Genomic DNA, 17480 nt, shown 5'->3' with positions numbered 1-17480 from the left:
TAGTATTAGAATTAGCTTCTTATTATTATCAAAAAATCGTAATCATAGTGTGTATTTCTATAATGTTTTCTTAATTTTTAATTTACCATTAAAAATTTAATATCATAATACCATAAGAATTAGTATTTAAAACTTTTGGTTGGGTGAATGTATGTTGAAAACAAACATCTGTGGAATAGAATTTAAAAATCCTGTTTTTTTAGCAAGTGGAATAATGGGAGAAACTGGAAGTGCATTAAAAAGAATTGCTAAAGGAGGAGCTGGAGCTGTAACAACAAAATCTATTGGATTAAATCCAAATCCTGGACATAAAAATCCAACTATTGTAGAGGTTTATGGAGGATTTTTAAATGCCATGGGTTTGCCTAATCCTGGAGTTGATGAGTATTTGGAGGAGATAGAAAAGGTTAGAGATGAGTTAAATAGGATGGATGTTAGAATTATTGGCTCAATCTATGGGAAAGATGAGGAAGAATTTGCTGAAGTAGCTAAGAAAATGGAGAGGTATGTAGATATTATTGAGCTAAACATTTCCTGCCCTCATGCTAAAGGTTATGGAGCTACCATAGGGCAAAATCCAGATTTGTCCTATGATGTTTGCAAGGCAGTTAAAAAAGCTGTTAAAATTCCAGTTTTTGCTAAATTAACACCAAATGTTACAGATATTATTGAGATTGCTCAGGCAGTTGTAGATGCTGGTGTTGATGGATTAGTAGCTATAAACACAGTTAGAGGAATGGCTATAGATATTAGAGCAAAAAAACCAATTTTAGCTAATAAATTTGGAGGCTTAAGTGGGAAAGCAATAAAGTCAATTGGAATAAAAGTAGTTTGGGATTTGTATGAGAATTTTGATGTGCCAATTATCGGTGTTGGAGGAATTATGAGTGGAGAGGATGCCATTGAGTATATGATGGCTGGAGCTTCAGCTGTTCAAATAGGAAGTGGAGTTTATTATAGAGGTTATGATATATTTAAAAAAGTTTGTGATGAAATAATAAGCTTTTTAAAAGAGGAAAATTTAACATTGGAAGAGATTGTTGGGATGGCTCATGAATAATTTTTTAATATTTAGTTCTTTTCAAAAAGTTGTTAAATTTTATTCCAAAATGTTTTGTAAAGAACTATTTATTCTTCTTTTTCTTCAAATTCTTCTATGCATTCATCGCATAGGTATCTTCCTTGATATAACCTAACTCTTCCTTGATAACCACAGTTTTCACAAATTCCATTTATATACTCTTCACTAAACTCATCGGTATCTAATGAAATAACTTCTTTTTCTTCTGGTGTTATTGATGCATACTCTATAACTATTTCCAACAACTCTGGAGATACTCTAACTATATCGCTCTGTGTAACTATTCCAACCAACTCTCCATCTTTCACAACTGGTAATCTTTTAATCCCATGAGTTGCCATAATTTTAGCTGCTTCAGTAATTGAAGCATTTTGAGGGATTGTAATAATCTTTTTACTCATCACTTCCTCAGCCAATACATCCTTTGGCTTTAAATTTTTTGAAACAACTCTCTTTACAATATCTCTTTCTGTTACAATACCAATTGGTTTATTGTTTTCTACAATAACAACAGCTCCTATATTATTTTCTGTCATTATATTGGCTATATCGTAGATTGACATATTTTTTGTGGCTTTAATTACTGGAAAACTCATGACTTCTGAAACAGGGATGTCACATGCGATTTTCATAACCCCACCCTAAAAGTTTTCTAATAAAGAAAATATAAAACATTATAATGGTTTATATATATTTTATTATTTATACAATGAGGTTGTTAAGTTAACGACTTCATCCAATTGTAGAACATTATGAAGCTTTTTATCCAACTAACAACCGTATCGAATTTACTATTACTTGGAAATCTATTTAAAACCTCTTTAATCTTGTGATAATAAATTCTAATCGATTCGTGACTTATATCTTCGAATTTGGAGGGGGATAAACCACTTTTCTCAATGATAATCCGAGGTAGTATAAAAGCCCTGCTAAGATTTTAACCTCTATCGATTCCTATTCCTTTTAAAAAGCTTCCTCTCTACGATTTTCTTCTTTATAACTTCTATCATGAGCCTCATAGTTTATTATTTTTTATCAATATTTAATAAAAAACTTAACTTGACAGTTTCGTCTCAGGATAACATTAGATATATATACCTTTAAAATCATACCTTACATTAACTATTTTTAATCTTAATAATATATAATAAATTTACAGTAATAAAATTAAAAACTATTTTTGGTGATATTTATGACAGAAGAACAAAAAAGAAAACTTACTGGAAAAATGAAGAGAATGCTTAGAGCTAAAGCTCATCATTTAGAACCTGTTGTATGGGTTGGAAAAGAGGGAAGTGAAAAGGTTATTAAAGAAGTAGATAGACAGTTAAAAGAGAGAGGTTTAATAAAGGTTAAAGTAAGAAAAGCTGCTTTATTGTATGAAGATAAATATGAAATTGCTGAAAAGCTTGCTAAGGCATGTGATGCAGAGGTTGTTAGTGTAGTAGGACATGTTATAACCTTATTTAGACCAAGAGAAGGTTGGAAGAAATATTTAGCTAAAAAACCAAAGAAAAAGGTTAAAAAGGATGAAAAGATTATTGAATTATTTGAGAAGTTTAAGAAGAAGGCAGTTAAAGAATAAATAATTGAGGGAGATAATGAAAAAAATTTATATCATTCTTCTAATTCTTTTTGTGATTTTAATTAGTTTAATAGGGGCAAGTATATTATTAGTTATGAGCTTATCAGGAGAAAATGTCGATTTGTTTGGTGGGGAAAAAATAGCCAAGGTTTATTTATGCAATGAAATCTATTTTGATTATAATCAAGGAGATGGAATCTTTCCACAACAAAAAAAAGATGCAAGATATTATATAAATTTATTAGATGATTTAGAGAAGGACGATTCAGTTAAAGGGGTTTTATTGGTTGTTAATTCTCCCGGAGGAGAGGTTATAGCAAGTGAGAAATTAGCAAGAAAGGTTGAAGAACTTGCAAAGAAAAAGCCAGTAGTTGTTTATGTTGAGGGCTTAGATGCTTCTGGTGCTTATATGGTTTCAGCCCCTGCAGATTATATAGTGGCTGAAAAGCACTCAATAGTAGGAAGTATTGGGGTTAGGATGGATTTAATGCACTATTATGGATTGATGAAAAAGCTTGGTATAAATGTAACTACAATAAAAGCTGGAAAGTATAAGGATATTGGTTCTCCATTTAGACCAATGACTAAAGAAGAAAAGGAATACCTACAAAAAATGATAAATGAAACATACATGGATTTTGTTAAATGGGTAGCAGAGCATAGGCATTTGTCAATAAACTACACTTTAAAAATAGCAGATGGAAAGATATATAGTGGGGAGGATGCTAAAAAAGTTGGATTAGTTGATGAAGTGGGAACTGAAGAAGATGCTTTGAAAAAATTAGAACAGTTAGCTAATGTCTCAAATCCTGAGATTGTTGAATATGGCTTAGAAGAGAATAAAGGATTGTTTGGATTAACATACTATTTAGGTTATGGAATTGGAAAAGGAATTGGAGAAGTTTTATATGGAATGGAAAAGATTAATGGAAGAGTTGAGTTATTAAGTTAATTTCTTATTAATTTTTACCACTATATAAATGGCTATAATTGTTAGTATAATAAATATGAGAATATATAAGTAATTATTATACGAGGATTTCTCTTTATAGTGGTATTCTTCAACACAAACGGTCTCTTTTGGAATATCAATTAATTCAACAGTTGATAACAGTTTGTTGTTGTCATAAATTTCTATTGTATTATAGTAGTTAAATATGTATAATGTATAGTTATCAATTTCTATTGAACCAGGATTTTTTTGAGTTACAAATTCCGTTAGTGTATTATTTTTATAGATAAGCCAGTGATCATTGAGTCCAACCCATACTTTAATTAAAAAGCTGTTATTTTTAGGAATATATTTAATTAAAGAAACTAATGCAAAACCAAAATCTCCATAAATCTTATGAAGGTTGTCGTTTATTGGCAGAGATTCATAACTTCCATTATCATAAACCTTATATAAGATAGCATCTGATGAATACGGGTGATTATATAAACACACTCCACCAACTAACCAATATCTCTCTTTTGGATTGTAATCCATTGCTTCAAAAATATAGCATAGCCCATATTTTTCATAATTCGTATAATTAATTATAGTAATGAAAGAACCATTATATTTGATTAAGACATTTTTAGTGCCAATTAGGATATACTCTTTATTGGATTTTAAAATTTTACATATTGTGATGTTTGAAATGTTTGTCAAATCATAGAACTTCTTTCCATCAAATTTTATTAACGATTTTGACGGATAGTGAAGATTTACTTCATCTAATCCAATTAACCAACAATCTTTCCCATAGGCAATAGAGGAAATCAAATCTGAATTTGAAATATTAGCTCTCTTCGTCAAATCAGTTATATTCTTTCCATTATAAAGTAATAAAACACCTTTCCCACCAATTAAACAATATTTTCCATTATATCCTATAGATGTCAAGCCCTTGCCTTTGTATATTATCTTTTTATCTATCTTTGAGTTGTTTATTGTTAGTTTTATTAAAGCACCAATATTTGGATATTTTGGAAAGTCTTCTATAGATTTTAAGGTAATTAAGTATTGATTATCATTAATTTTTGCAATATCGGTTATATAAGTGCCTAAATACCAAACAATTGGTGTAAAATTTGCTGACTCTCCAACTTTAATCCTTTTTAATTTTCCATTTTTGAGGGCATAGTATTCATAGCTATAGCTATTATCTCTTGAGAAATTCACAATCTCAACTATCCAACTGTTATTTATCCAACTCACTCTTTTAAAATGCCCATCAAAGTTATATTTATAAATCTTTGAACGATTATTTTCATATGACAAAATATAATTACACCTATCTTTGTATTTTGAGAATTTTCCAACTATTAGGTATGATGTTCCATTAAAATCAACATCTTCTATTATATTATAACAACCCATTTTATTTGGAGGTTTTGGAATATTGAGTTTTGGGGATATGTCTTCTCCATAAGTCCCATTAAATTTTATTAAACAGTTTTGTCCTTCTAGAGTAGTAGTTACAATCAACCAAAAATTTCCGTTTGGAATATATTTTATTTTAGGAAAAGAAAAATCATCAATTTTTATATTTAAATATTTGTTTATATCTTCAATTGATTTGTTATTATAGATTATAAAAATCTTGGATTTTTTATCTGGACAGAAAGCAGAAACTAAAAAATAATCTCCATTATCATCTATATCTTCAATTAAAAAATTAAATCTCCCAAAATGAATAAGTTTTTTGCCCTCTAAAAGATATATATCACTGCTAACGTTCGATATACTCTCATTATTTGTTATAATTAGCCATGACTCCCTATATTTGTCCCATTTGATTATTTCAATATTATTTAATGGCTTAGACGGCACAATTAAAATGGGAATTTCGTTATACTTAATTAGCTTACACTTATCAGATATTAGCCAGTATTTGCCATTGTAATCTCCAATAAATCCCAATGACTTCAATTGAGAAACATCCTTATCATAAAATATCAAATGTGCTTTTAAACTACCACAAAATAATAAAAATAATATAAAGAAAATTAAGATTCTTTTCATAAAATTCACCAATTATTTATTACTCAACTTTTTCAAAGCATCTTCAGCAGCTAATGATAATGGCTCATGCACCATAGAAACTGGTGGAGCATAGCAGAACTCCATATTTGCAAGTTCCTCTGCACTAACTTTTTTAAATATTGCTATAGACATTGCATCTATTCTTTCAGCAACTCTCTCTCCACCAACGATTTGACATCCAACTACTTTGCCATCTTCATTAAATATCATCTTTATCTCAATCTCTTTTCCTCCTGGATAGTATCTTGCTCTTGTTAACGCCTTAGCTCTACCAATAACTATTGGAATTCTCTTTAAATTGGCAGAGAATGCTGTTAAACCTGTTCCTCCAATCTCTAAATCTCCTATTTTGCTAACAGCAGAGTTTAAAACTGGATAGAACTTTGCTTCAACTCCAGCTATATTTTTACCAGCAACTTTTCCTTGCCTTACAGCAGCAGTTCCAAATGGAGATAGTGTTTTCTCTCCAGTTATAAAGTCAATAACTTCAACACAATCTCCAACTGCATAGATGTTTGGTATAGAGGTTTGCATCTTCTCATTTACTTCTATTGCAAATTTTCCAATTTTACAGCCAGCTTTTTTAGCCAACTCAATATTTGGCCTTACACCAGTAGCCATAATAACCATATCAACATCATACAACTTACCATCAACATAAACTGCTTCAACCTTCTCTTTTCCAACAATCTTTTCCAATGGTTTTGATAGCATAACCTTAATTCCTTCTTTTTCTAAATATTTTTGAACTATCTCAGCCATATCTGGGTCTAAGAATCTTGGTAACACTTGAGGAGCCATCTCAACAACTAAGACATCTAAACCTCTACATTTTAAACCATAAGCCATCTCCAAGCCAATAGCTCCAGCTCCAACAACAGCAACTTTTTTACAGCCATTTTCTTCAATGTATTTTAATATAGCCCTACCATCCTCAATAGTTCTAACTTTAAATACTCCATCTAAGTCTTTTCCTTCAATTGGAGGGATAAATGGCTCTGCTCCAGTTGCTAAAACTAAGTAATCATAATTCATCTCAAACTCATTTCCATCTTTATCTACACACTTTATTTTGTTATTTTTTGAATCAACATCTATAACGGTAGTTTCAGTTAATATATCGATGTTTCTCTCTCTTTTGTAATCTTCTGGAGTGTGCATAATAATGTCATCAAAGCTCTTTATTGCTCCCTCAATAACATAGGGAATTGCACATGGAGAATAAGCTATTTCCTTTTCTTTTGTTATTACTACTATTTCCATATCTTTGTTGTATTTTCTGATTGTTGATGCTGTTGTTAAACCAGCAGCTCCACTTCCTATTATTATTGCTCTCATTTCCTCACCATTTTTATTGGGGTTATTTGGTTTTCTATTAACCAAATTATTTTTTATCCTTTTTGATGATCATGATTTTGACACAAAAATGAACTTAACCAAAAAGTTTTTATAGAACTTCTAACTAATACAATAATTGTGAAATAAATTTCTAATATATTACTAAAAATAACTTAAAAATAGAATAAGATTATTAAATAATAAAAGAGGGGATAGTATGGTAAATGAAGTCATAGACATAAATGAAGCAGTTAGAGCATACATAGCTCAAATTGAAGGTTTGAGAGCTGAAATTGGAAGATTAGACGCAACAATAGCAACATTGAGACAGTCATTAGCAACATTAAAGAGCTTAAAAACATTGGGAGAGGGGAAAACTGTCTTAGTTCCTGTTGGAAGTATTGCTCAAGTAGAGATGAAAGTTGAAAAGATGGATAAGGTTGTTGTTTCAGTTGGACAGAATATTTCAGCTGAGTTAGAGTATGAGGAGGCATTGAAATACATTGAAGATGAAATTAAAAAGCTATTGACATTCAGATTAGTCTTAGAGCAAGCAATTGCCGAATTGTATGCAAAAATAGAGGATTTAATTGCAGAAGCTCAACAAACATCTGAAGAAGAAAAAGCAGAAGAGGAAGAAAATGAAGAAAAAGCTGAATAATGAGTTTCAAGAAGTAATTGACTTCTTGAAATCTCTTCCAGAGGGGAGGAGAGTATATATTGAGATGTCTGGCATCTGGATAGAGGTTACTAAGGAAGAGGCAATAAATTACTTAAAAAGTAAAATTAACGAAAAAGAAGCTTAATTAACTTAATTATATTATATTATTTTTTTATTTTTTATTATTTATTTTAATTCATCTATACTCTTACAAACACAAAACTCGCACAAGGAATATTCATTAAGCTGTTTATTTTTTACTGGGCAATAATAGTTATTGCCTTTTTTAATGATTTTTACATTTCCAGGAAATGTTAAATATTCTGGATGCAATGGCTTTTTAGCAATAAATGCCAAGTATGGGCAGAGAATTTTTGAAAGGTTTATAAATCTCTCTTCATCTGGTGTATAATATTTCCTAAACCTTTCAATTCTATTGAGCATCTCATTTAATTTTTCTTCATCAATTTCTTCATCTTGAATCTCATCAACGCTTTTTTTTCTAATCTCGTTAAATGTTTCAATTAAATACTTCATCATCGCCTCAACATAATGGTTTTTGTATTGTGGAGGGAGATATTTAGCATCTTTTTCAATAAAACTTCTAATCATCATTATATCGTATATGCTAAAATTATTAAGCTCTTTTTTTAATTTTTCAAATAATTCCCTTGCTTTCATAATCTCACAATTAGAATGCTTTCTCTATCATAAAGCATAAAATTGCCACAGCTAAAGCTCCAGCAACCATCTTTATTCCTGAAATTATTACATTTTCCTTAGAAATCTTTCCTATAAACACTCCCAATATGAATAATATCGCTATAGTTATACCTATGGCAACATATAAAGCTGTTTTTATATCAAATAAAAAGAAAGGCACTACTGGAAGAGCTGAACCAATAGTTGTTGATATTCCATCAATAAGCCCACAAATCATCGTCTCTCTAATAGCCTTTTTGTAAATTATTGACTTCTTTAAATAACCGTTCTTCTTTAACAAGCTCTTTTCTTTTTGTATCCTCTCCCTCTCCAATGATGCTTTCTCTGCAGTGAAAGCTCCAAGAATATTAGATAAACCGTTAGCTATCCCTCCTCCAAGCCCAGCAGCTATAATTACTGATGCATCTGCTGAGCCACTCGCTCCAATAACAACTCCAAGAGCTGATAAAGAACCATCGATGAGACCTCTAACTATGTATCTCGTCCCAGATTCTCCATTTATTGTGTTTATAATAGATTTCAGACTACGTGGAATTCTCAACACTTATCACCCTAATTTTTATTTATTCTAATTTATTCTAAATTTAAAACATCTCTTAAATCCTGCCCTCTTAGAATTCTTTCCCTAATTTTTCTTTCTTTCTCTTTTATATTTTTAGCATTTTCAATAATCTCTGGAAGAGATTCTTTTTTTATAACTACCACTCCATTGCAGTCTCCCACAATAATATCTCCTGGTTCAACTATCACACCACAACAATTCACTGCTACATTTATCTCTCCAAGATTTAAAGGTTTCCCTGCATTAGGGCAGAAATTTTTTGCAAAAACTGGGAACTTTAAAGCTTTTATATCTTCAACATCCCTAACACATCCATCTATAACAACTCCTCTAACTCCCTTAATTTTGGCATTTAGAGAGGCTAAGCCTCCCCATACTGCTGTCTCATATTTTCCTTCGCCAACAACCTCAGCAACGATAAATTTATTTTTGGCAAAGCTTATTGTCTTAATTAAAGTTCCCCAATCGTTATAGCTTATCTTTACAGTTATAGCCTCACCAAAAACAAGCTTTTGATTCTCTAAAATTGGTTTAATGCCATTTAAAGGCTTAGCTCCAGCATCACATAAATTGGGAACTGAAAAATTTTTTAAGATATTCATAGCCCTCCCTACAATAATTTTTAATAGGACTTTCACAGTTTGTAGGTTTTAATAAGGTACTTAGATGCCTAAAGGCATCAATTTCCTTTATAAATTTTATTCCTGTGAAAGTCCTATTTCAGCAACCTCCTTAGCCCAATATGTTATAATAAAATCAGCTCCAGCCCTTTTTATACTTAACAGTATTTCATAAATTACTTTTTCTCTATCTAACCATCCATTTCTTGCTGCTGCTTCAACCATTGCATACTCTCCGCTAACGCAGTATCCACCAATAGGCACATCAAACCTGTCCTTAGCCATCCTTATTATATCCAAATAAGGCAAAGCTGGCTTAACCAAAATTAAATCAGCACCCTCCTCTATATCCAATGCAATTTCTTTTAAAGCCTCTCTTGCGTTTCCTATGTCCATCTGATAACTCTTCCTATCTCCAAATTTAGGGGCACTTTCAGCCGCTTCTCTAAACGGGCCGTAAAATGATGAGGCATATTTAGCTGAGTAACTCATTATAGCAACATCATCATATCCATTTTCTTCTAAAATCTCCCTTATAGCCCTAACTCTTCCATCCATCATGTCTGAAGGAGCGACAATATCAACACCAGCATCTGCATAGGATAAAGCTATCTTTGCCAATATTGGGAGTGTGGCATCGTTCAAAATCTTTCCATCTTTAACTATTCCACAGTGTCCATGGCTTGTGTATTCGCATAAACAACAATCGGCAATAACTAAAAGCTCATCCCCTAACTCTTCTTTAATTCCCCTTATAGTTCTTTGAACAACTCCATTTTTATCGTAGGCAGAGCTTGCTATCTCATCCTTATGCTTTGGAATACCAAATAATATTACAGCTGGAATGCCTAAATCAGCTATTTCTTTTGCTTCTTCTATAGCCCCTTCCACACTAAACCTATACTGATTAGGCATTGAGCTAATCTCCTTCTTCTCATTCCCTTTTAAATTTTCATCTACAAAAATTGGCATAATTAAGTCATTTTTTGTTAATATAGTTTCTCTAACTAAATCTCTAATTTTTTGGTTTTTTCTTAATCTTCTTGGCCTTATCAGCATAAAATCACCCAAATTTATTTTAAACAACTTTTATAAAGTATTTTAAATCATTATCTCCATTTTGATAAATTTTTGGGTGGATAATTTTCACATATTCCTCCATAACTTCAGAGCACTTTAGTGTTTCAAATTTTAGGTAATCTTTGGTTGTTATATAAAATCTCTTATTTTTATACGCTCTAAACTTTAAAAAATGAGGATTGTTTTTTAACAATTCTTTTATGTCAATATCCTCTCCCATTGTGTCTAATATACACACATCAGCATATTTTGCTCTGCTGTTAAATATTTTTCTATCAATATAGTGATAGTTAGTCCCTTCAACATTTTCAAATAGGTAATTGCCTTTTATTTCCCTAATCCAATTGGGAATATAGTGGGATTTTCCATAGATGTATGGTTGGTTTTTATGATAGCCAAAAAATGCCACAACTGGTTTATATTTTATGCTTCTACTATTTAAAGATTTTAAAATCCTTCTTTTTTCTTCAATTATCTTGTTAAATACCTTCTCAGCTTTTTTATATTTATTGTAAAATGAGGCGTAAAACTTTATCCACTCCATTTTTCCCAAAAACTTTGGTTCTTTGTAGTTTCCAGTTTTTGTGTAGGGAATGTTATTTTTATCCAACCACTTAGATAATGGATTGAATATATTCCAATCAATTAAAAATATCATGTCCGGATTTATATTTAAGATTTCTCCATAGTTTATTTTTCCATCTGTTCCAACATTTGATATTTTCCCCTTTAAATAATCACTGTATAGAGGATAATATTTTTTTAACACAAAATCAGCCCAAAAAACTCCTTTAATGCTTTTAATCATCTTTTTAATCTTTAAGAGATATGCAGTGTCTATAAACATAGAATCTGAAACAATAACATTTTTTAATGGTTTTTGAAAGTTTATGTATTTATTTTCAGCATCAATTATTGAATTATTTAGAATATTGAAGTGTAAGGCATACTTTATTTGCCGACTATAGTATTTGTAAAAATTTAATGCCATAGTTATCACATCAGTTATTAAAATTAACTTAATAATTATTTAAGATTTCTTTATATTTATTCTTTCTGCAAAAACCTTAAAAACTTTAAAATGATAATTAGGAAATATCTAAGAAAAGTTTCTACAAATGACGATAATCTATTAAAACTTCTAAAAACATAAAAATCTTAGAGGGATGATTATGTTTTTGACGTTGGATGACTTTAATTTTGAAGATAAGAGGGTAGTTTTGAGAGTAGATATAAACTGTCCAATAGACCCAAACACTGGAGAGATTTTAGATGATAAGAGGATTAGAGAAATAAAAAGCACAATTACAGAGCTTATAAACAAAGGTGCTAAGGTTGTTATCTTAGCTCACCAAAGTAGGCCAGGGAAGAAAGATTTTACTACATTAAAAAACCATGCAAAGGTTTTATCAGATGTTATTGGTAAAGAAGTAGAGTATATTGATGAAGTTATAGGCTCTACAGCAAGAGAGGCAATAATCAATATGAAATGTGGAGATGTCATTTTATTGGAGAATGTTAGGTTTTATTCTGAGGAGGTTTTAAGTGATTGGAAAAAATGGGAAAATATAACTCCAAAAAAACAGGCAGAGACAAATTTAATTAAAAGATTAGCCCCATTATTTGACTATTTTGTTAATGATGCCTTTGCAGCTGCACACAGGGCTCAGCCATCATTAGTTGGTTTCTCTTACTATATGCCAATGATTGCTGGAAGATTGATGGAGAGAGAGGTTGGGGTTTTATCAAAGGTTTTAGAAAATCCAGAAAAGCCCTGTGTTTATGTTTTGGGAGGAGCTAAGGCAGATGATTCAATAAGAGTTATGAAAAACGTCTTAGAAAATGGAACTGCTGATAAGGTTTTAACTTCAGGAATTGTTGCTAACATCTTCCTTGTAGCTATGGGATATGATTTAGGCGTAAATATGGATATTATTGAAAATCTTGGATTAAAAAGCCAAATAGAGATTGCTAAAGAGTTGTTAAATAAATTTGAAGATAAAATCGTTGTCCCTGTTGATGTAGCCCTAAATATTAATGAAGAGAGGGTTGAAGCTGATTTAAATAAGGATGAAAAAGTAGAACATTTAATTAATGATATTGGGGAGAAAACTATCGAACTTTACAGTGAAATAATTAATGAAGCAAAAACCATTGTTGCCAATGGTCCAGCGGGAGTGTTTGAAAAAGAGGCATTTGCAAAAGGAACTGAAGAGCTGTTGAAAGCGATAGCTAACTCAAAAGGGTTTTCAGTTATTGGAGGAGGGCATTTATCTGCAGCTGCTGAATTATTTGGAATTGCTGATAAGATTGACCATGTTAGTACGGGAGGTGGAGCAACCTTAGATTTCTTAGCTGGAGAAAAATTGCCAGTAATAGAGATGCTTAAGGAATCATATAAGAAATATAAGGGACAATAAATAGTAAATTAATTTAATTTTTAATTTTAATATTCTACTAGTTTTTTCTATTGTTGAGTTTAAATTGGAAATATGTGAAATAAGAACAAATCGAAAGTTTTAAAAGAAATGGTATTAAAAATTAAAAAGACGATATTACCAAAAAGAAAGGGGATTCTATGAATTTAAAAAAAGTGGTTAATGAAATAAGAAACTTTGAGGGCATTTTAAGGAAGATAGCTATTAAAGATGTTGTTGAAACGTTTGATTTTAATGATGAGGATTATGAATTTGATATTATAGTAGATTTTGGTGATGATGCTGCTGTTATAGGGATAGATGGAGATAATGCTATTTTATTAGCCGCTGATGGAATTTGGGGAAAGCTTTTAGAGGCAGACCCATGGTGGGCAGGTTATTGCTCTGTCTTAGTTAATTGTAAAGACATAGCGGCAATGGGAGGAAAATGTGTAGGGATGACTAATATAATAAGTATAAAAGATAAAGATATTTGCAGAGAGGTTTTAAAAGGAGTTAAAGATGGTGTGAAAAAATTTGGAGTGCCAATGGTTGGAGGGCATACACATCCAGATGCTATGTGCAATGTTTTAGATGTTTCTATAACTGGCATTGCTAAAAAGGATTGTATATTGAGAAGTGATAATGCAAAAATTGGAGATAAGATTATCTTTGCCTATGATTTAGTTGGGCAGATTTATAAATCATTTCCATTAAATTGGGATACAACAACAATGAAATCAAAGAAATTAGTTAGAGCCCAGATGGATGCTTTAGTTCAAATTGCAGAGAATAAATTGGCTAACTCATGCAAAGATATCAGTAATCCAGGGGCTATTGGAACTTTGGGGATGTTATTAGAGGTTTCAAGGAAAGGAGGAGTTGTTGATATAACAAAAATTCCAAAACCAGAAGAGATTGATTTAATCCACTGGCTTAAAGTTTATCCGGGTAGTGGATATGTTTTAACTGCAAAAGAAGAGAACTTTAAAGAGATTAAAGATATTTTTGAAGATGTTGAGATGACTGCAGAGATATGTGGTGAGGTTATAGCTGAAAAGAAATTGTATATTACGGATGGTGAAAATAAAGAAGTTGTTTTTGATTTTGAGAAAGAGTTTATTTGTGGTTGTTAATTTTTAATATAATTTTTAATGGTGAAACTATGAAATTAGCTGTAGATGCTGTTTTTTATGTAAGAGAAGGATTTAACTTTGAAAAAGCATTTAAAGAAGTTTTAAAAATTTTAGGAGAGGATGTTAAAATCTTATCTGTTGAATATCCAGAGCTGGCTTTAATTTCAGAGAACGGCTATTATTACAGATGCGGATTTATGCTTGATAAAGAGTTAAGAGAAGAATTAAGTGGAGAGGAGATTAATAAAATCAAAGAAAAAATTAAAAAGCTGTTTGAGGATGAGATAATATATACACTGACATGTGAGATACTATGAAGGAGGTTAAAGATTTTTATGATAAGTGGGAGCCAGAAGATTTCCCAAACTATATAAAACTTCTTATGAATTTTGCTGATGAGCTGATTTTTGAAGAAATCTCTTTATTGTTAAAAAAATTTGAAAATAAAAAGGATTTTTTGGTTTTAGATTGTGGGTGTGGCTTTGGAGCTTTTTATAATTTAACAAAAGACTTCAACACTATATATTTGGATATATCATTAAATTTGCTCAAAAGATTTAAACTCAAAGAGAGAAAGATTTGTGCTAATATCTTACATTTGCCTTTTAAAGATAACACGTTTGATTTAGTTTTATGTATAAATGTTTTAGAGCATGTAAATTATTTAAAAGCTTTAAATGAAATAAGGAGGATTTTAAAAAATAAAGGAAAATTAATAGTTGTTGTTGTAAATAAAGATAGTTTAATTAAAGAAGAAATTTTTAATGATTTCAAAATCTTCCATAAACCATTATCTATTAAAGATTTTGAAATAGATGGTTTTAAAATTGTTTATTCAAACTCAGTATATTTCCTACCTTCAATTTTTAAGATATCTCCACCAATAATTTTATCAAAAATCATAGAATATTGGAAGCCAGTGGATAAAAAACTCTCAAAAATTTTTAAAAATAAAGGGCAGTTTTTAATTATTGAGATGGTGAAAGAATGAATAAAGCAGTTATTTATACATTACCAAAAGGAACGTATAGTGAAAAAGCTACAAAGAAATTTTTAGACTACATTGATGGAGATTATAAAATAGATTATTGCAATTCCATATATGATGTGTTTGAAAGAGTAGATAACAATGGCTTAGGAGTTGTTCCAATAGAAAACTCTATTGAAGGTTCTGTATCTTTAACTCAAGATTTATTATTGCAATTTAAAGATATTAAAATATTAGGAGAGTTAGCTTTGGATATACACCACAATTTAATTGGTTATGATAAAAATAAGATAAAGACAGTTATTTCTCATCCGCAGGCATTAGCTCAATGTAGAAATTATATAAAAAAGCACGGTTGGGATGTTAAAGCAGTGGAAAGCACAGCTAAGGCTGTGAAAATTGTTGCTGAAAGTAAAGATGAAACTTTAGGAGCTATTGGCTCAAAGGAATCTGCAGAACATTATAATTTAAAAATATTGGATGAAAATATTGAAGATTATAAAAATAATAAGACAAGGTTTATTTTAATTGGTAAAAAAGTTAAATTTAAATATCATCCAAAAAATTATAAAGTTTCAATTGTTTTTGAGTTAAAAGAAGATAAACCTGGAGCTTTATATCATATTTTAAAGGAGTTTGCTGAAAGAAATATAAATTTAACAAGGATTGAGTCAAGACCTTCAAAAAAGAGGTTGGGAACTTACATATTTTACATTGACTTTGAAAATAATAAGGAAAAGTTAGAAGAAATTTTAAAATCTTTGGAGAGGCATACAACATTTATCAATCTTTTAGGAAAATACCCAGTTTTTGATTAATTATTTTTTTGTTCTTTGTTTTTATGACCTGAACTCTTTATAAAATATGTCAGTTGATGGATGAACTTCCATGAAGTTGTTATAAACATCTATCCCCCTAATTAACTGAGTGAAGTATGGAAGAATTTCAGCACAAGGCATCATGGTTATAGCTCCAACAATTTTTCCATCTTCATAATAGATTTTATTTATCCCAACACCACTCAAAACTTTAAAGAAATTCCCCTTCCCTACACAGCTTCTTATTGTTTTATAATTATTTGTCTGCTTCCCTACATAAGATATAGTTAAAGACAGCCTTATAGTCTTTGGAATTAATTCATAATTTGGTTTTATTAGAGGCTTATTGTTTATTTCATTGTAGATATTTTGGGCTACCACTCTCCCCTCCATCCTTGATATTGGAGTATTTCCTCCACCGTTGATTAAACAATCTCCACATGCATAAACTTTCTCTTCATTTAAAACCCTCAAGTAATCATCTGTCTTAAATCTGCCATTTCCACCAATGGCTAAGATTTTTGTATAACTTTCATCCTTTAACAGATTTTCAAGCTCTTCTTTGTCATTGATTATTTTAAAGTTTATAACTTTCTTCATTAAGTAATCTCTAATTTCCTCATCCTTAATCTCTTTCAAAATCTTAGACCTTGTGTATAGAACAACATTACAGCCAAAGTCAGAAAATATTGAAGCATATTCGGTAGCTACAACTCCTCCACCAATAATTAAGATATTTTCTGGCAGTTCTCTTAAATTTGGTATATCTTTGTGAGTTAAAACCTCATATCCATTATAATTGGAAGGATAATTTCTTCCAGTTGCATAGATGATGTAATCATAATCGTTCTTATGCTTATTCTTAAACTCTTTGTATTTTATATTTACTCCAAGTTCTTTTGTTTCTTTTTCTAATTTATTCCTAATTCTATCCTGAATTTTATTTATTTTTTCCTGCAACTCTTTAAATGAAATTATTTCCTCTAAATGAACCTTCTCTCCTTTTAAAATACTTAAATTATTAATAATATCTGCCATTTCTCTTAATCCAGTTATATATGTGCATCCATAGTTTAAACAAGTTCCTCCAACTCTATCTTTTTCAAATAAATCAACATCAAAGCCATTTTTTGCCAAAAACATAGCCGATGTTCTTCCTGCAGGACCTGCTCCAACAACAGCTATCTTTAATGTCATACTTTCACCAAATAACAAAATTAAAAATTGGTTTAATGTTATTGAATATAAAGTTAATGGTTAATAACAATTACAATTAAATTTTTTAATCAAATAAAAAATAAGAACAACAACAATAACAATTGAAATAAAACCATGCAAAAACTTATCTAAAACTTTCGATACCATTGCAATAAGCTATTTTTCTGCAAAAATGAGAATAACTTTCTCTTAAAAAGAAAATAAAAAGAAAATAGATATTAT

General features: G+C 30.2%; 19 protein-coding genes and 1 pseudogene. 10 read left to right on the top strand and 10 right to left on the bottom strand.

The window, feature by feature from the left end; genetic code table 11:
- Positions 1 to 151 precede the first annotated feature (151 nt).
- Positions 152 to 1060 carry a dihydroorotate dehydrogenase gene (locus MJ_RS03450; protein WP_064496573.1) on the top strand — a complete coding sequence of 303 codons (909 nt, stop codon included), beginning with the start codon at positions 152 to 154 and terminating at the stop codon, positions 1058 to 1060.
- A gap of 68 nt (positions 1061 to 1128) precedes the next feature.
- Here the strand turns inward: MJ_RS03450 and MJ_RS03445 are convergent, their stop codons facing one another.
- Positions 1129 to 1713, bottom strand: a complete 585-nt coding sequence (locus tag MJ_RS03445) for a CBS domain-containing protein (protein ID WP_010870158.1) — start codon at positions 1711 to 1713, stop codon at positions 1129 to 1131.
- 86 nt (positions 1714 to 1799) lie between these two features.
- Positions 1800 to 2100, bottom strand: a pseudogene (locus MJ_RS09320) (hypothetical protein).
- 173 nt (positions 2101 to 2273) lie between these two features.
- Between MJ_RS09320 and yhbY the strand changes: the two are divergent.
- Together yhbY and sppA are read left to right on the top strand one after the other, a co-directional pair.
- Positions 2274 to 2666: a ribosome assembly RNA-binding protein YhbY gene (yhbY, locus tag MJ_RS03440; protein WP_064496572.1), complete on the top strand. Its 393-nt coding sequence runs from the start codon at positions 2274 to 2276 to the stop codon at positions 2664 to 2666.
- Between the two features lie 16 nt (positions 2667 to 2682).
- Complete coding sequence (gene sppA, locus MJ_RS03435; protein WP_010870156.1) at positions 2683 to 3618, top strand: signal peptide peptidase SppA; 936 nt, start codon at positions 2683 to 2685, stop codon at positions 3616 to 3618.
- On the opposite strand, the gene MJ_RS03430 is transcribed toward sppA, so the two are convergent.
- Positions 3610 to 5676, bottom strand: coding sequence for a hypothetical protein (locus MJ_RS03430; protein WP_064496571.1), 2067 nt, complete (start codon positions 5674 to 5676; stop codon positions 3610 to 3612). The genes sppA and MJ_RS03430 overlap by 9 nt on opposite strands.
- A 12-nt stretch (positions 5677 to 5688) precedes the next feature.
- A complete protein-coding gene (locus MJ_RS03425; protein ID WP_064496570.1) occupies positions 5689 to 7035 on the bottom strand; it encodes an FAD-dependent oxidoreductase in 1347 nt (448 codons plus the stop codon).
- A gap of 217 nt (positions 7036 to 7252) precedes the next feature.
- Here MJ_RS03425 and pfdA point away from each other — a divergent pair, with 217 nt between their 5' ends.
- Both pfdA and MJ_RS09315 read left to right on the top strand, forming a co-directional pair.
- Positions 7253 to 7696, top strand: coding sequence for a prefoldin subunit alpha (pfdA, locus tag MJ_RS03420; protein ID WP_010870153.1), 444 nt, complete (start codon positions 7253 to 7255; stop codon positions 7694 to 7696).
- A complete protein-coding gene (locus MJ_RS09315) occupies positions 7677 to 7841 on the top strand; it encodes a hypothetical protein (protein WP_244409488.1) in 165 nt (54 codons plus the stop codon). The genes pfdA and MJ_RS09315 overlap by 20 nt, the downstream gene beginning before the upstream one ends.
- 41 nt (positions 7842 to 7882) lie before the next feature.
- Here the strand turns inward: MJ_RS09315 and MJ_RS03415 are convergent, their stop codons facing one another.
- The 5 genes from MJ_RS03415 to MJ_RS03395 form a co-directional block, all read right to left on the bottom strand.
- A complete protein-coding gene (locus tag MJ_RS03415; RefSeq protein ID WP_010870151.1) occupies positions 7883 to 8377 on the bottom strand; it encodes a DUF2115 domain-containing protein in 495 nt (164 codons plus the stop codon).
- A 10-nt stretch (positions 8378 to 8387) separates the two neighbouring features.
- Entirely contained in the window at positions 8388 to 8963 is a 576-nt protein-coding gene (locus MJ_RS03410; RefSeq protein WP_010870150.1) for a TIGR00267 family protein, read from the bottom strand.
- Positions 8964 to 8992: 29 nt separating this feature from the next.
- Positions 8993 to 9583 (bottom strand): RraA family protein, encoded by a 591-nt coding sequence (locus MJ_RS03405; protein ID WP_064496569.1) that lies wholly within the window; start codon positions 9581 to 9583, stop codon positions 8993 to 8995.
- Between the two features lie 96 nt (positions 9584 to 9679).
- Entirely contained in the window at positions 9680 to 10660 is a 981-nt protein-coding gene (gene hemB, locus MJ_RS03400; RefSeq protein WP_064496568.1) for a porphobilinogen synthase, read from the bottom strand.
- A 19-nt stretch (positions 10661 to 10679) separates the two neighbouring features.
- Entirely contained in the window at positions 10680 to 11672 is a 993-nt protein-coding gene (locus tag MJ_RS03395) for an ABC transporter substrate-binding protein (protein WP_244409486.1), read from the bottom strand.
- A 181-nt stretch (positions 11673 to 11853) separates the two neighbouring features.
- Between MJ_RS03395 and MJ_RS03390 the strand changes: the two genes are divergently transcribed.
- The 5 genes from MJ_RS03390 (at position 11854) to pheA (ending at position 16040) form a co-directional block, all read left to right on the top strand.
- Positions 11854 to 13101, top strand: a complete 1248-nt coding sequence (locus tag MJ_RS03390; protein ID WP_064496567.1) for a phosphoglycerate kinase — start codon at positions 11854 to 11856, stop codon at positions 13099 to 13101.
- A 158-nt stretch (positions 13102 to 13259) separates the two neighbouring features.
- Positions 13260 to 14234 carry a methanogenesis marker 2 protein gene (locus MJ_RS03385; RefSeq protein WP_010870145.1) on the top strand — a complete coding sequence of 325 codons (975 nt, stop codon included), beginning with the start codon at positions 13260 to 13262 and terminating at the stop codon, positions 14232 to 14234.
- Between the two features lie 29 nt (positions 14235 to 14263).
- Entirely contained in the window at positions 14264 to 14551 is a 288-nt protein-coding gene (locus MJ_RS03380) for a hypothetical protein (RefSeq protein WP_064496566.1), read from the top strand.
- Positions 14548 to 15225, top strand: coding sequence for a class I SAM-dependent methyltransferase (locus tag MJ_RS03375; RefSeq protein WP_010870143.1), 678 nt, complete (start codon positions 14548 to 14550; stop codon positions 15223 to 15225). Before MJ_RS03380 ends, MJ_RS03375 begins: the two co-directional genes overlap by 4 nt.
- On the top strand, positions 15222 to 16040 hold the full coding sequence (gene pheA / locus MJ_RS03370) for a prephenate dehydratase (protein WP_010870142.1): 819 nt from the start codon (positions 15222 to 15224) through the stop codon (positions 16038 to 16040). Before MJ_RS03375 ends, pheA begins: the two co-directional genes overlap by 4 nt.
- 21 nt (positions 16041 to 16061) lie before the next feature.
- On the opposite strand, the gene MJ_RS03365 is transcribed toward pheA, so the two are convergent.
- The gene (locus MJ_RS03365; protein WP_064496565.1) at positions 16062 to 17237 is read right to left on the bottom strand and encodes an NAD(P)/FAD-dependent oxidoreductase; all 1176 of its coding nucleotides are present in this window, start codon (positions 17235 to 17237) and stop codon (positions 16062 to 16064) included.
- Positions 17238 to 17480 lie beyond the last annotated feature (243 nt).

The organism is Methanocaldococcus jannaschii DSM 2661 (assembly GCF_000091665.1).
Taxonomy (GTDB): Archaea; AGJL01; Methanococci; order Methanococcales; family Methanocaldococcaceae; genus Methanocaldococcus; species Methanocaldococcus jannaschii.
This window is presented reverse-complemented; position numbering and strand designations above follow the sequence as displayed.